13 protein-coding genes and 1 tRNA gene are annotated in these 14,369 nt (G+C 65.5%); 8 read left to right on the forward strand and 6 right to left on the reverse strand.

All coding sequences use genetic code 11. The features are described from left to right. Positions 1–184 precede the first annotated feature (184 nt). Complete coding sequence (locus tag FKZ61_RS19820; protein ID WP_141611883.1) at positions 185–472, forward strand: hypothetical protein; 288 nt, start codon at positions 185–187, stop codon at positions 470–472. A 45-nt stretch (positions 473–517) separates the two neighbouring features. After that, positions 518–1,198: a hypothetical protein gene (locus FKZ61_RS19825; protein WP_141611884.1), complete on the forward strand. Its 681-nt coding sequence runs from the start codon at positions 518–520 to the stop codon at positions 1,196–1,198. A gap of 132 nt (positions 1,199–1,330) precedes the next feature. Here the strand turns inward: FKZ61_RS19825 and FKZ61_RS19830 are convergent, their stop codons facing one another. From FKZ61_RS19830 to FKZ61_RS19840, 3 genes are all read right to left on the reverse strand, one after another. Next, complete coding sequence (locus FKZ61_RS19830; RefSeq protein WP_170200058.1) at positions 1,331–3,943, reverse strand: cyclic nucleotide-binding domain-containing protein; 2,613 nt, start codon at positions 3,941–3,943, stop codon at positions 1,331–1,333. 500 nt (positions 3,944–4,443) lie between these two features. Then, entirely contained in the window at positions 4,444–5,832 is a 1,389-nt protein-coding gene (locus FKZ61_RS19835) for an SH3 domain-containing protein (RefSeq protein ID WP_141611886.1), read from the reverse strand. Positions 5,833–6,031: 199 nt separating this feature from the next. After that, positions 6,032–6,116, reverse strand: a tRNA-Leu gene (locus FKZ61_RS19840). A gap of 83 nt (positions 6,117–6,199) precedes the next feature. Between FKZ61_RS19840 and FKZ61_RS19845 the strand changes: the two genes are divergently transcribed. The 3 genes from FKZ61_RS19845 to mutM all read left to right on the forward strand — a co-directional run bounded on the left by FKZ61_RS19845 (position 6,200) and on the right by mutM (position 9,553). Then, positions 6,200–6,850: an RNA polymerase sigma factor gene (locus FKZ61_RS19845; RefSeq protein ID WP_229964327.1), complete on the forward strand. Its 651-nt coding sequence runs from the start codon at positions 6,200–6,202 to the stop codon at positions 6,848–6,850. A 233-nt stretch (positions 6,851–7,083) separates the two neighbouring features. Next, positions 7,084–8,697, forward strand: coding sequence for an anti-sigma factor family protein (locus tag FKZ61_RS19850; RefSeq protein WP_141611888.1), 1,614 nt, complete (start codon positions 7,084–7,086; stop codon positions 8,695–8,697). A gap of 10 nt (positions 8,698–8,707) precedes the next feature. Then, complete coding sequence (gene mutM / locus FKZ61_RS19855; protein WP_141611889.1) at positions 8,708–9,553, forward strand: bifunctional DNA-formamidopyrimidine glycosylase/DNA-(apurinic or apyrimidinic site) lyase; 846 nt, start codon at positions 8,708–8,710, stop codon at positions 9,551–9,553. A 20-nt stretch (positions 9,554–9,573) separates the two neighbouring features. Here mutM and FKZ61_RS19860 read toward each other — a convergent pair whose 3' ends face one another. From FKZ61_RS19860 to FKZ61_RS19870, 3 genes are all read right to left on the reverse strand, one after another. After that, on the reverse strand, positions 9,574–9,798 hold the full coding sequence (locus tag FKZ61_RS19860) for a hypothetical protein (RefSeq protein WP_141611890.1): 225 nt from the start codon (positions 9,796–9,798) through the stop codon (positions 9,574–9,576). Between the two features lie 337 nt (positions 9,799–10,135). Beyond that, the gene (locus FKZ61_RS19865; RefSeq protein WP_229964328.1) at positions 10,136–10,849 is read right to left on the reverse strand and encodes an HAD family hydrolase; all 714 of its coding nucleotides are present in this window, start codon (positions 10,847–10,849) and stop codon (positions 10,136–10,138) included. Between the two features lie 244 nt (positions 10,850–11,093). Continuing rightward, positions 11,094–11,903, reverse strand: coding sequence for a PspC domain-containing protein (locus FKZ61_RS19870; protein ID WP_211358653.1), 810 nt, complete (start codon positions 11,901–11,903; stop codon positions 11,094–11,096). Between the two features lie 290 nt (positions 11,904–12,193). On the opposite strand from FKZ61_RS19870, the gene FKZ61_RS19875 reads away from it, so the two are divergent. Genes FKZ61_RS19875 through uvsE form a run of 3 tightly spaced genes read left to right on the forward strand, consistent with a single transcriptional unit; the run spans position 12,194 to position 14,360 of the window. Then, positions 12,194–12,616 carry a hypothetical protein gene (locus tag FKZ61_RS19875; protein WP_141611892.1) on the forward strand — a complete coding sequence of 141 codons (423 nt, stop codon included), beginning with the start codon at positions 12,194–12,196 and terminating at the stop codon, positions 12,614–12,616. Next, positions 12,613–13,374 (forward strand): YqjF family protein, encoded by a 762-nt coding sequence (locus FKZ61_RS19880; protein WP_141611893.1) that lies wholly within the window; start codon positions 12,613–12,615, stop codon positions 13,372–13,374. The genes FKZ61_RS19875 and FKZ61_RS19880 overlap by 4 nt, the downstream gene beginning before the upstream one ends. 32 nt (positions 13,375–13,406) lie before the next feature. Beyond that, positions 13,407–14,360, forward strand: coding sequence for a UV DNA damage repair endonuclease UvsE (gene uvsE / locus FKZ61_RS19885; RefSeq protein WP_141611894.1), 954 nt, complete (start codon positions 13,407–13,409; stop codon positions 14,358–14,360). Positions 14,361–14,369 lie beyond the last annotated feature (9 nt).

Below are 14,369 nucleotides of genomic sequence, written 5' to 3' on the forward strand. Positions count from 1 at the left end.
CAGAGGCCCGATCGGTTAAGCCGCGGGCCAGAGGCCCGATCGGTTAAGCCGCGGGCCAGAGGCCCGATCGGTTAAGCCGCGGGCCAGAGGCCCGATCGGTTAAGCCGCGGGCCAGAGGCCCGATCGGCGAATTTCTGCCGGGATTTACTCGCCTTTGATGAACCGGGAAAGAGAGGGGGGAGCCATGTTCAAAGTTTTGATCAGCTACGATATGCAAGAAGGCAAAGAGCAGGCGTGCCAGGAGTATCTGGTCAACAAGCTGGCCCCAGGCCTGGCCCGCCTGGGCTTCCGGGTGTCCGACGTGTGGTACACTGTCTGGGGGAATTCGCCCCAGATTACCAGCGGCGGGGAAGTGGAGGATCTGGAACAGGTACGCACCATCTTCCTCTCGCCGGACTGGCAGTCCCTGGCCGAAGGGATGGCCGAACTGACCCGCAATTTTCAGGTGCGGGTCGTCAAGGCCCAGAATTGACGGCAGTCCTGGTCTCGGGGCTGCTCCGGAAGGGATAAGCACACCATGAAGCATGCCGCCAGGCCGTTGGCCCTGGTTGTCCTGCTGGAGAACGTGGGGCATATTCACGGCATCCGGCTGCCGCCCTGGATCATGGCAGCCATCGACTTCGTCACCGAGGAGTACGCCAAGGCGCTGCTCCACCTCTACGGCGCCTATGGCCGCTACGACCTGGTGCGGATTCTGGAGGATGAATGGGCCACCGGTCCCTATCTGGCCGACACGCTTCTCCAGGTGAGCAAGACCCACCGGGTGGACCTGCTCTTGCTGGTCCACGGCTACGAAGGGGGGCTCGTCGGCTACCGAGGTCGCCGTTACGGCACGGACGCCATCTTCGGCCCCCTCCAGGCCGCCTGCCGCACCACCCCCGGGGCCCTGGATCTGCGCATGGTCTATGGCCTCAACTGTTACGGGGCCAGCCTGATCCCCACCTGGCTGGACCTGGGCGTCCAGGTGGTCAACGGCGCGGTGGGGGTGAACTGGATGCCCGAACCCAGCCTCTCCACCTTTCTGCGGGCCTGGCTCAACGGGGTTCCCTACTCCCGGGCAGTGGAGCAGAGCTATCAGGTGGCGGTGCGCTGGTGGCGTCGGATCTGGCGTCCCCGACACGGCCAGGAACACCCGTTCATCGCCAGCAGCCGCCAGGTGATTGCCGGCCGCCAGGACGTGCGCATCCACGAGGTGTAGGCAGCGGGGAAGGCGGTGGCCGGAAGCGACGGCCGGCCTGTCCCGGTGAGACAAAAACGGGGGAGCCAATCATTGGCTCCCCCGTCTCTTTTTGTCCCGTGGATCGGCGGCATCCCCCGGGCCGCCAGGGCCTCAGGGCCGGGTGACCCGTTGGAAGGTCAGCAGGAAGGAAGTGTGAATGCCGTAGCGGGGGCGGGTCAGGTCCCCCATGCCGGCGCCCACCAGGATGTCGCTGGGCGCACCTTCCACCTTGACGTTGTAGGCGTTGCCCGCCGCGTACATCTGGAAGTTGAAGGCGTAGTCCGGCGGGTTTTTATCTTCGGTGGGGGCGGTGTAGCTGCCATCTCCCCAGTAGACGGTCACCGGCTGGCCCACAATGCGGTTGCCGTTTTCGTCCAACACCTCCACGTAGATGTGGTGTTTGCCGCCGGATTCCTGTTCATCCCACCAGCGGGCCTCGATCAGGCGCCAGTAGGACTGCCCGGGCGGCACATTGGCCTCTTCCACCCGGACGCCCAGTTGGTCCAGCCGGGGATCCCAGGCCCGGGCCGGCAGGGAAGCCGCCTGGATTTCGGGCTCGGGGGTGGGCTCCGGCGGTGGCGCTGCCTGTTGGACGATGACCTGGGTCGGCGTGGCCGTGGGCGTCGGAGTCGGAACAGGCGTGTTGGTGGGCGTTGGGGTCGGGATGGGCGTGTTGGTGGGTGGCGGGGTGTAGGTGGCCGTGGGGGCCACCTGGCGATCCGCCATGGCGATCATCTGGGCCATTTGCTCGTCCCGCTGGGCCAGCTCATAGCTGCCTACCGCGTAGACGGCCTCGATGGCATCCAGCAGGTTGGTCGACGAGAGGGACGCGCCGCTGGCCACGCTGGTTCCCTGCAGAAGCTGGGCCAGGGCATAGGGCGCGGCGATCAGAAGCAGCCAGATGAGGAGCAAGATCAATAAGGCCAGACGAACTTTGGCAAAGGTGCTCAGGCTGCTGAACCACTGGCCGAAGCTGGTACGCTCCGGGGGAGGCGAGACCTGGCCGACCGCGGGCGCAGGGCGCCGCCGGGCCGCTGGGATGTTGGTGGCGATGGCCGTGGCCGAAGGTACGTAGCCGCCTTCCCCGGCCTCGCCGGCGGGATCCGGGCCGGCCGGCGTCAAACGCTGGCTCAACATGCGGCTCATGCTGATGGCCAGGCTGGGGTAGCGGTTCATCAGCATGTCGAAGTCGGCCTTGCTCAAGGTCCAGACGTCCACGTCCGTCTCGGCCATGGCGCTGGCGTTGTGGGGCTGGTTGGTGAGCAGAGCCCGCTCACCGAAGGTTTCTCCCGGTCCCAAGAGCCAGCTCCCCCCGGAGAAGGGCTGGATGCGCACCTGTCCCTTTTCCAGCAGGAAGAGGGTATCGGCCGGGCTGCTGGCCCGGTAGATCAGCTCGCCGCTCCGGTAGCGCATGGGGCGCAGGAACTCCACCACCTGTCGGAGCTCAACCGGGTTCAGTTCCGACAGCAGGGCAAAACGCCGGAACCGCTCTTCGTCGTATTCCTCTTCGTGGGTGGCCAGGCGAGAGGCCAGTCCCTGGTTCAGGGCTTTGCTGATGGCCGGGTGTTGGCTGGAGAGCTCGTCCAGGTCGGCGCGGTAGAGCACCCACAGGTTGGTGTTGCGGATGGCCGTGGCGTCTTCGGCCCGGATCTGTCCGGTCAGCACTCCCATCTCGCCGAAGAAACCGCCGGCGCCGATGCGGGCCAGCTCTTCCACCACACCGCTGGCGTTTTCCGCCGTCAGCTCGATCTCGCCCGATTCCACCAGGTAGAGCGCGTCGCCGGCTTCGCCCATCATGTAGACTCGTTCGCCGGCGGGCACATGCTGGAGGACCATCCGCTGGGCCACAGCCTGCATGATCTGGGGCGGCACCTCGGTGAAGAGGGGCATTTGGGCCAGCCGGCGCACGGCTTCCGCCTGGTCGGCCTTGCTCAGGCGAGCCCGCAGGTTGCGGCTGAGGGCCCGGCGCAACCCGGGGTGCTGGCTGCTGATGGCCTGGAAGTCTTCCACCGGCAGGAGCCAGAGGCGGCTCTCCTGAACGGCTGTAGCCGTCTGGGCATAGGGCTTGCCGGTCAGCAGGGCCAGCGCCCCCACCACTGTGCCGCTGCGGAGTACCTGGCGACCCTCTTCCGGCATCCCGGCCTCGGGCACCAGCTCCAGGGCGCCGCTCTCGATCACGTAAAGGCCCCGGGCCGGCTCACCGGCATGGTACAGGGTTTCTCCCGCGGGGAGGCGGTGGGGCTGCAGGCGTCGGGCAACTGCTTCCAGGGTGTGCTGGGGGAGGGCGCCCAGTTCCTGGGTGTTGGCCAGCCGCTGGATCAGGTAGTCCTGCATCTGGGCAATCAGGCTGCCGAAGTTTTCGCTGAGCCGGATGCCGATGGACGGCTGTTGCAGGATGAGCTCCCGCAGCCGGCGGTCCGACAGCTTCCAGAAAGAAAGGTCGGACACGGCCACTGCGGTGAAATCCAGGGGGGCCCCGTAGAAGAGGCTGGCCTCCCCCAGGAGGCTGCCTGGTCCCAGGGTCGCCAGGCTCTGCCCGGCTGCCGAGGTCAGGGCCACAAAGCCCTGGCCGATCAGGTAGATGGCCTCCCCCCGTTCGCCGGCTTTCAGCAACGTGGCGTGGGCCGCGCACTGGCCTTCCACAAAGGCGTTGGCCAGGGCCTCCCGCTCTTCGTCGCTCAGGCCAGCAAAAATGGGTACATATTGAATGAGTTCGTTTTTCACGCAACCTCCTCGCCGTCAGCAGATGCAATGTTGGCGCCACTGTCGGCGGATTCTGCCTGCCAGAGGGGCATCGAAAAGACTTTGGCAGAGACCCTGTCCCCCTTGCACCTCTGGGATATTTTAACAGTAGCGGCCAGATTGGACATGATACGGCGAACCGTGGTTATGATTTTGGGGCATAAACAATGCCCGGCCCGGTCAGTATACCATCTCCGTTCAGTACACCGTTCAGTACGCCTCAGTATCTCCCTCCAGGATACCCCTTCAGTATACCATGGCTGGCTTTGATTTTACCCGACATTCCACTGACGGCAACCGCTGAGTGTCCGCCTATTCGGCTACTCCTGCAGTCCGGTGGGGCCGCCAGGGCCAACCACAGGTCTGCCCCGTGTGCCCCGGTGTGAACGCAGGGCACACCCGGCCTGTCTCCCGCACCACGCTGTTTTGGACAGGATTCGGGGGAACTGGGAGGGCGCCCTGGACGTTGCCGAGGCAGAGAATCAATAGCTGCGCTGGAAAGTCACCGTCCAGCTATAGTGGCCGTAGCATCCCGGCGCATCCACAAAGGTCTTGCAACTGGCGTCGTCAGTACAGTAGCGCCCCTGGATCAGGTATTCGTAGGGGATCTCTGCCGGTCGGGTGGTGAGGCCCCGGGCGACCTCGCTGCTCACTTCCCGACCATCCACATCTCGGATGACCCGGACATCCTGGCCAGCGCCCAAGACGAATTCCACCACGCCGTCTCCTTTGCCCTGGGCCCCGGTCACATAAATTTCCTGGGCGCCATAGAGCACCTGGACGGCTACCCCGTTCAGCCGGTTGCCGTTGGCGTCGATGACGTTGACCACCAACTGGCGCTTCTCTCCGCAGACCACCGACGGACCGTCCAGACGGCCACCGTTTTCGTAGACATCCCAGAGGCGTTTCTCCACCACCCGGAAGTCGGGCCCATCGGCAGGGGCGGGTGCCGGAGCCTCCGGTGCCTGGGTGGGCTCCGCCGCCACGGGCGCCGGGGTGGGGGTGGGCGGTGGCGGCGGGATGCTGGCAGCCACCACCACATCCTGGACATTGCCGCTGGTCTCCACCAAGGGGGCGTAGATCCAGCCCTCCTGGCCCGTGGAGAGCTGTACCTGCCACCAGTCCTGGGCCGGGTTCCTGGCCAGGATCTCCACGGTTTCATCTTCCTGGAGCGCCCCGATGATGGGGTATTCGGTGCCGGGACCCTGCCGCACATTGAGCGCGTTGACGGCCCGGGCCTCGGGCCGGGCGGGCGTCGGCGTGGGGGCCGGCGTCGGCGTGGGCTCTGGCGTGGGGGTGGCCGTGGGCAGGGGCGGCTCGGTGGGCGCGGCTGTCGGCGCTGGGGGCGGAATTTCAGCCGCCGGGAGGGCGGCCCCCTCCCCTGCCTGGGCCGCCGCGGCGGGTGCCTGGGCGACCTCGGGGATCATCTGTTGGGCTGCCGCGTATTCGGCGATGACGGGCGAGTGCAGGCCCAGATCCAACGCCAGGCGCACCAGGGCTGTGGCCACCGACGGATCTTGCCCGCTCTGGATGGTTTCCTCGGCCAGCAGGAGCAGCCACTGCTTGGGGTTGGCCACCTCCAGGACATCCAGTTGCACCTGGGCCCGATTCAAATCGCCCGCGGCCTGATATTCCTGGGCGATGCGGATGGTCTCATCCCGCAGCTGGTTGCCGTCGCGGGCGCCTCGCTCGGGGCCGCAGGCAGCCAGGAGCAACAGGGCCGTCAGCAGCAGGAGCAGGAGGTGGAAGCGGCCGTGGCGTCGTTCTGGGTGGGGGAGGGGGGACGTCTGGATCGATGTGGGCGTATCTGACCTGGGGCGTTCGGTAGAACGTCCAATTAAAAAGGGCTGAAGATGCTCAGTTGTTGACATAAATCTTGTCTTTGAACCAGCCTATACCGATGACTTCCGGGGACGCCCCAGATATTCTGGTCGGGCATCGTCTGCTCGGGAGCCCCGGGCGCGGGCGGCCCAACCATCTGGGACAGCCCCTTATATCCCCATCAAGTTTTCGCCCCTGCCAGACCCTTGTTATAATAGCGCATCAGTGGGCCGGCAAGGGCGAGCTAGCTGGTGCCGAAGGTGGGAGTCGAACCCACACGGGTTACCCCACACGATTTTGAGTCGTGCGCGTCTGCCTGTTCCGCCACTTCGGCATGGATTACCCGACCAGTATACTGATGGAGCTCTGAATCGTCAAATGGACGGCCCCTTACATGTGGAAGAAGAGACCCGGTTGATGACCCAAAAGCAGCCCCCAATTTCAGGCCCGATTGACACACCTCTGGAAGAACTGGACGAAGAGGTGCTGATTCAGCGCGCCCTGGAGGGGGAGCTGGACGCTTTCAATCAGCTGGTGTTGCGCTATCAGGGGCTGGCCTACAGCGTTGCCTATCGCATGCTCCAGGACGACGCGGCCGCCGCCGACGCAGTTCAGGACAGTTTCATCAAGGCCTACCGGGCGCTGGACTCGTTCAAAGGTGGCAACTTCAAGAGCTGGCTGATGCGCATCGTGGTCAACACCTGCTACGACGTCTTGCGCTCTCGCCAGCGGGCCAACACCGAAAGCCTGGACGACCTGCCGGTGGATTCAGACTACGTCACCCACCTGGTGGACAAAGCCGAAAGCCCGGAAGATTATGTGGAGCGGATGGAGTTGAGCGACCTGCTGGAGCTTGGCATCCGTTCCCTCCCGCCCGACCAGCGGCTGGCCCTGGTCCTGTGCGACGTGCATGGCTACTCCTACGAAGAGATTGCCGAAATCACCGGCATGCCCATGGGGACGGTGAAGTCCCGCATCAGCCGGGCCCGGGCCAAGCTGCGGGACTTCCTGCTCCAAAAGCCGGAACTATTGCCAGGCTCATTCCGTCCTAACGTCAAAGATGGATGACTCTACGCCAATAGGGCCTGTCACCGCAGAGAGGCCGAGGGCACCGAGAACTTCGACAGAGGGCTCCAAGGGTGTCAGGGTTCGAAGAGCGTGAGAAGAAGAGTGCCAAGTGAAGAAAGGTCGGTTGGTCGGATCGGTATCGTCGTGGAGGACGCGTTCCAGGGCAAAGCATTTTGCCCGGGCAAGGTTGACGGGGCGCGTGCAATCAGGATAGCCGTTTCAACCAGTTTCGCATGAAATCATCGCCATATTCCCACATTACCGACGAGTTGCTGTCCGCCTACATTGACAATGCTGTGACCGAGGCGGAACGTGCGCTGATCGAGCAGGCCCTGGCCGCCGATGCCGAAGTGGCGTGGCGTCTGGAGACGCTGCGCCGGACGGTGCAACTGGTGAAGCAACTGCCCGCCGTCTCCCTCCCCCGGTCCTTTGTCCTGGAGGAGCACCACCTGGTGGAAGCCACCGTGCACCAGAGCCCGTTGTCGGCCACGGAGGCAGCCACGCCCACCCGCACCTCCTGGAGAGCCTGGCTGAGCCAGGTGGGAGAGGGATGGTGGGGCTTCTGGCAGGCGGGGAACCTGCGGCTGCGCAACGCCGCGGCGGCCAGCCTGGCGCTCTTCTTGCTGCTGACCACAGTAGGCCTCTGGCAGCAGGGCGGGCAAGGTCATCCACTGGCCCTCACCTCGGCCCAGCCCACCGCGGCCCAGCGTACCGCCCGGGCCGCGCCCGAGGCCATGACCGCAACTACCCTCTCGACTCCGGCTTCTAAGGCCCAGACGCCCGGCCAGCCAGAGACCGGCGCTGTGGAAGCCGAAGCCCAGATGGCTCCTGGTCAGGCCGAATCCCCCGCGGTCGCTGCAGAAGAGGGCGAGGCTGCGCCTGTATCCAAGGCCAAACCTGCCTCGGAGAACGAATCGCAAACCGAATCGGCAACCGAATCGTCAACCGAATCGTCCGCCGTGGCGATGGCCGTCGCACCCCAGGCGGATGAAGGAGAGACGGCCCAGGCCACGCCCGAGGAAGCCGCTGCCGGGGCAGCTGGCGAAGGGGACGTCGCCACTGTGGAAGCGGCTGCCGTGTCTTCGCCAGCCCAGGCAGAAGCGGCCACCGCCCCTGAGGCCGCTCCTGAAGCCACCACCCCTGAAACCACCACGGAATCCATCGTCATCGCCAGCGCGCTGCCCACCAACCCGCCGACCAGTAGCCGCAGCCTGGGACCGGCCGCCGTGGAGGCGGCCCCACCTGGTGGGGTGGGAGGCGGCTATGGCGTCGGTGGAGGAGGCGACATCGGCGGAGGGGTCGTGGCACCGCCTTCGGCCCGGGGATATGAAGCGCCGCCGGTGGCCGCAATGGCCGCACCGGCCGTCGACGTGGCCGCCTTGCCGCCACCTCCGGGCCCTGTGCCCGAGGGGACGGTCGAATCGGCCCTACCCGTGACCACGGAGATCACGGCCACGGTCCCCATCACCCAGACCCAAGCCCTGGAGGTCGCGCCCGAGGATACTGGCGCCGCCGCTGACACTGTGGAAGCTGACACTGCAGAAGCAGAAATTGACACCGTCGAAGAAGCGGAACCAGCCCCGGCTGAGGCTGCCACCCCGGATGCGTCCCAGGCTCCCACGCCAGTCCCCACGGCCAGCCCATCTCCGACTCCCTCGCCCGAGCCGCCTGCTCCCACCGGAGCAGAGCCGTCCGGTTCGATGGACACAGGGGCGATTGAGCCCGCCACCGGTTCAGCCGCCGGGCCCGCTGGCCTGTGGTCCAGGCTGCTCTGGCTCCAGGTGACCGCTGCCCTGTTGACCGTCACCCTGTCGGCCCTGTGGTGGCGCAGCCGGGGGCGAAGCTGAGACCGTCGCCATGCCTGAACTGCCTGAAGTGGAAACCTATCTCCGGGAGTTGGAGCCGACGCTCACGGGACGGCGGGTGACCGCCGTCCAGGTTTTTTGGCCCCGGACCATTGCGACACCTTCTGTGGATGCCTTCTGCCAGGGGATGGGGGGGCAGGTCTTTGCCCACTTTGGACGCCGGGGGAAGTTCATGTTGCTGGGCCTGGCCGGTGGGGATACCCTCATCGTCCATCTGCGCATGACCGGCCGCCTGCATCTGGAGCCGGCTTCTACCGGGCCTTCGCCCCACACCCATGTGGTCATGGCCCTGGACGACGGCCGGGCGCTCCACTACACCGATACCCGCAAATTTGGCCGCCTGTGGCTGGTCTCGGATCCCGAAACGGTTCTGGGCCATTTGGGCCCGGAACCATTGGATACCGACTTTACGGCCGCCTACCTGACGGGCAGACTGGCCGGGCGTCGGGCCAGCATCAAAGCGCTGCTGTTGGATCAGGGGGTGGTGGCCGGCGTGGGCAACATCTATGCCGATGAGGCCCTCTTTCTGGCCGGGATCCATCCGGCCAGGCCGGCCGGTTCCCTGGCGCCGGCGGAGGTGGAGCGCCTGTGCGGCGCGGTGACTTCTGTCCTGCAGCAGGCCATCGAGCGCCAGGGGAGCAGCCTGGGCGACAGTCCGTGGCAGAATTACCGGCGGCCCAACGGGCAACCGGGCTCATTTCAGGACGAACACAAAGTCTTCCAGCGCACGGGCCAGCCCTGTGTGCGGTGCGGGCAGCCCATCCAGCGCATGGTCATCGCCCAGCGGGGCACCCACTTCTGTCCCCACTGCCAGCCCCTGGCCGGTCACCCCGGGTGACCGGCGCCTTTCCTCGTCCTTCAAGCGTCTCCAATTCGGCGCCGGGTGGCAATTTCGTACGCCCGGCGTAACTCTGCCTCCTGGGCCTGGGCGGCCTTTTCACCCTCTTCCAGTGCCCAGTCCAGCCGTGATCGGTACTGTTGGTCGTAGGTGGTTCCGCGGGCGGGGCCAAAGAGATAGTGGAAAACGCCCGCGGCTGCCAGGCCGGCCAGAAAACCGGCCACAAAGTTGGTGCTCTTGCCCATGGAGTAAGTCCCCTTTCCGGACTTTGTTGCAGGAACTACAGATGCCCCTACGGCAACAAGCCACCGATGCCCCCGATTTTTCCTCTGGAAGCTCCGGGTCATTCGGCGTTTTTTGTCGCAGAGTCATTCTGGGCTCTACTGCACGAAGGTCAAATGAGGACGCTGACCCACGCAAATGAACGCGGATTCGAGTGATTCTCTCCTGCGCTTCTTTGCGCCTTTGCACCCTTGCGCCTTTGCGTTCAAAAATGCCCTTTTTGCAGGGGAGCCATTCTGTCATCTGGGTCATCTGTGGATCAAATACGGCCCCACCGGCCACCTTTTGCCGGCACGCCGACTACCAGCGGCTGAAATCCACACCGAACAGTTCACCGGGCTCGCAGATGGTGTGGTCTGCCACCCGGGGCAAATGATCGGGCCAGGGGATGTGCCCCTTGCGCCAGACTGTTTTCATGCCCACCTGTCGGGCGCCCCAGATGTCGGCCTCGGGGTTGTCGCCCACGAAGAGGCACTCTTCGGGGCGGGCGCCCAGTTGTCGTGCCGCACGTAGAAAGATGGTGGGTGTTGGTTTGGCCACCCCTTCCTGTTCCGAGATCAAAATGACATCCACCAGGCGATCCAGCCCGCTGTTGGCCAGCTTGGCCTGCTGGGAGCGGGTGGAGCCGTTGGTGACGATGGCCAGCCCGTGGCCCTGCTGGCGGTAGTGGGCCAGCAGATCCCGCACCAGTGGAAACAGGACGGGCTGTCGCCAGGTATGCCGGTAGTAGTCTTCGCTCAGCAGTGTGGGCGACAGGGGAATGGCAAGTTCCTCCACCATCTGGCCGTAGACCTGGGGCTTGGGGGTGCGTCCCACGTTGTCCAGTTCGAGAAAGCGCTGCAGGTAGGTTTCCAGGGGGATGTGCCCCAGGTATTCGTGTAGCCGTGCGTGCTGTTCCTGCAGTGCCTGCTCCACGGTGCTGCGTCGGTCGTGGAGCGTTTCGTCCAGATCAAAAAGGATGGCCCGGATCATCGTTTCCTCGGATGGGGCATGAACCGTTACGATGGTTTCCAATGAAAGCTGGTATCCTGTACCTCAGGCCGGGGGAATCGCTGGCCGCGATTATAACCGCCATTGGGGGCTCTCGCCAAGGGGAAGCTGGTATGGGATCCACTGAAAAATCCGGTGCATGGCGGGCCAATCCACGCACCGGATCTGGGCCGTTCGGTGGGGCTAGTAAATCCCGGCAGAAATTCGGCGGCGCTACATCTGGGAAACTCTCACCGAATTTCTGCCGTGGTATTGACGCCAGACTGTACTAGGCGTGATACCGGGCCGAGCCGTCCACAATGGGCACGTCCTGGGCCTCTTCCAGGTACGGGCGACTGGCCAGGGGCTCTTCCGGCAACAGCAGCCCCAACCCCACGTAGATCAGGACGCCCATGCCGATGCTCCCGATGCTGAAGGCCGCCCAGAGCAATCGGACCAGATTGGCGTCCAGGCCCAGGCTCTGGCCGATGCCCCCGCAGACGCCCATGAAGAGGCGATCCTTGCGGCTGCGTTTCAGGGGGATGCGGGCCTGGAGGTTACGGAACCCAGCCTTGAGCTCTCCCCGACCGGGCAGGCTGCTGTTCAGCCGCGCCCGGAGGCCGCTGCCCATCCCTGCCAGGCCTTGCTCCCAGTTGCCTTTGCCCACGCTGCGCAACAGCAGATAGCCCACCCCGATGAGCAGCCCGGGCCAGAAGATGGTGCCCACCACGTTCCAGAAGCTGCGCCATAGCCAGGGCAGGATCCCCAGGTTGGCCAGCAGCCACAGCCCGCCGAAGAGGATCAACAGGGTGGCGGCGCGGCTCAGGTTGCGCTCATTCAGCTCCAGGGCCGGGGGCTGCTGCTGGCCGCCCTGGCTGGTCCCCACCGGCAGCAGCGCCCACAGGGCCAGGTAGGCCAGGAGTCCGCCGCCCCCGCTGGCCAGGGTCGCCACCACCCACAGGATGCGCACCAGGGAGGGATCCAGGCCCAGGTACTCGCCCAGCCCCCCACATACACCGCCGACCAGCTTCTCCGTAGGATGGCGGTACAGGGTACGCCCGCGCGTCACCCCTGTGTTCGGCTCTGCTGTCTGATGCATCTTCTGCTCCTCTGCCTGTTCTGCCCACGTTTTTGCGGAACCCTGTTCGCCATCCGGGCGATTTTCCAGGATCGGTTCCATTTCTTTGTCCTTTCTCCCTTCTGGGCGCTTCCGTCCCTGGGTGGGACGGAAGCCGCCGCAAGACCATCCGCTGACGTCAATCATTACGCAGCAGAGGCGGAAAGGTTGCATCAACCAGGCGTGTTCTGTCTCCACGCCTGTGGTACAATTGTGCAATCTGTGGTTTTCGCAGTGGATCCATCCGTTTCCACACCGGACCCGAGTGCATCATGTGGATCTGGCTTGTCGCCCTGGGCGGTGCCGGTGTCTTCACCCTGGCGCTGGGGCTCTTGCATTTTTTCCTGCCTGTCCTGCTGGACTTTTCCCATGGGATTCCCCGGGAAGGTCCACCGTTGCGCCCGCTGCGCCTGGGGCCTCTCTCCTATGGAACCACCCGGCAAGATGTGTATGGCATCGCCTGGGTGATGAACCACGCTGCCAGCTATACCCTGGTCAGCATCGGCGTGGTGGATCTGCTGGCCTATCGCTGGCTGGGCAGTGATCTTGGGCGGTGGCTGGCCGGCTGGATCGCCGGCTGGTGGCTGTTGCGGGCGGCCAGCCAGTTCTATCTGGGACGGCGGCGCGGGGACTGGATCATTGCCGGGTGGTTTCTGCTCCTGGCCCTGTTGCATGGAGGGGTGGCCTGGTTATGATACAAACCCTGTTGCGCACGGTCTCCCATCGCCCCTGGCCCCTGCCGGCCTCGCCCTGGGTCATGCGTCAAACCTGGCATGACCTGCTCTTCGCCCACTGGCCCCTGCCGGCGGCCACGGTGCAGGCCCTGGTGCCGCCCCCTCTTACGGTGGAGACCTTCGATGGGATGGCCTGGGTAGGTGTGGTACCCTTCCGCATGAGCGGTGTGGTGCCCCGGGGTATTCCCGCCCTGCCCTGGCTTTCTGCATTTCCCGAGTTGAACGTGCGCACCTATGTCACCCTGGCCGGGGAGGAGGCGCCGCGGCCCGGTGTCTACTTTTTCAGCCTGGATGCGGCCAACCCGGTGGCCGTGGCGGTGGCCCGGTGGCTGTTCCGGCTGCCCTATTTCCGAGCCCGTATGCGCCTGGAGGAAACCGAAGGCATCATCCACTACCACAGCCACCGCACCCACCGGGGCGCGCCCAACGCCGAGTTTGTGGCCACCTATCAGGCCACCGACGGCATCTATCACAGCCGGCCCGACACCCTGGAGCACTGGCTCACCGAGCGCTATTGCCTGTACACCGTGGACGGCCAGGGCCGTGCTTATCGAGGTGAGATCCATCACCTGCCCTGGCCCCTTCAACCCGCCGCGGCGGACATCCAGGTGAACACCATGGCCGCCGCGGCCGGCCTTTCCCTGCCGGCCCAGCCACCCCTTTGCCACTTCGCCCGGCGGCTGGATGTGCTGGTCTGGCCCCTGACCCGGATTACGTAAACCCTGAACCATCCCCCGAGGCAGGCGTTTCCATGGTCCGATATCGTCTTGGCTTCCCCGTCAAAGTGCTGGGCGCTCCGCTGCCTTCCCACGACAGCCGCCGCTGGCAGAACAGGCCCCACCTCAGCGTGAGCCTGGCCTACCTGCGGGATATCTTCGAATATCTGCATCGGCACGACATCCGGTTTTACCGTATGGCCGGGCAACTGGCGCCCTATCTCACCCATCCCGACCTGCCGGATTTCCACCGCCAGCTCGAGGAGTGTGCGGTGGAACTGGCGGCCCTGGGCGACCTGGCCCGGGCCTATCGCCTGCGCCTGACCCTGCATCCAGCCTTTTACGTCCAGCTGGGCAGCCCGGACCCGGGCCAGGTTCAGCGGTCGATCCAGGAACTGGACGCGGCGGCCGCGCTGTTGGACGCCATGGGCCTGGATGAAGATGCGGTGGTGGTGATCCATGTGGGCGGGACTTTCGGGGATCCGGAGGCGACCCGGGCCCGCTTCGCTGAGCGGGTGAACGCCCTGCGGCCGGCCACCCGCCGGCGGCTGGCCCTGGAAAATGGCGACCGCCACCACGCCCTGGATGCCTCCCTCTGGATCCATCGCCGCACGGGCCTCCGGCTGGTGCTGGATCTCCTCCACCATCGCTGCCTGAACCCGGCTGGCTACCCCGTGGCCGAGGCGTTGGCGTTGGCCCTGGCCACCTGGCCCCCGGGCCAGCGTCCCAAGGTCCATTTCAGCACGCCCCGCACAGCCCTGCGCCGTCGCATCCTCCACGGCCAGGAGCATCTCCAGTTTCCCCTGATCAACCAGCACAGTGACTTCCTGAACCCTTTCGAGTTTATCGATTTCCTGCTCCTGGCCATGGAGCGGACAGAGCGGGCGTTTGACATCATGTTGGAGGCCAAGGGGAAAGATCTGGCCCTGCTGCGCCTGCGGGAGCAGTTGCGCACCTACGCACCGGATCTGGCGCCCCTGGTGGGCTAGGCTCAGCCC

The organism is Litorilinea aerophila, assembly GCF_006569185.2.
GTDB classification, from domain to species: Bacteria; Chloroflexota; Anaerolineae; order Caldilineales; family Caldilineaceae; genus Litorilinea; species Litorilinea aerophila.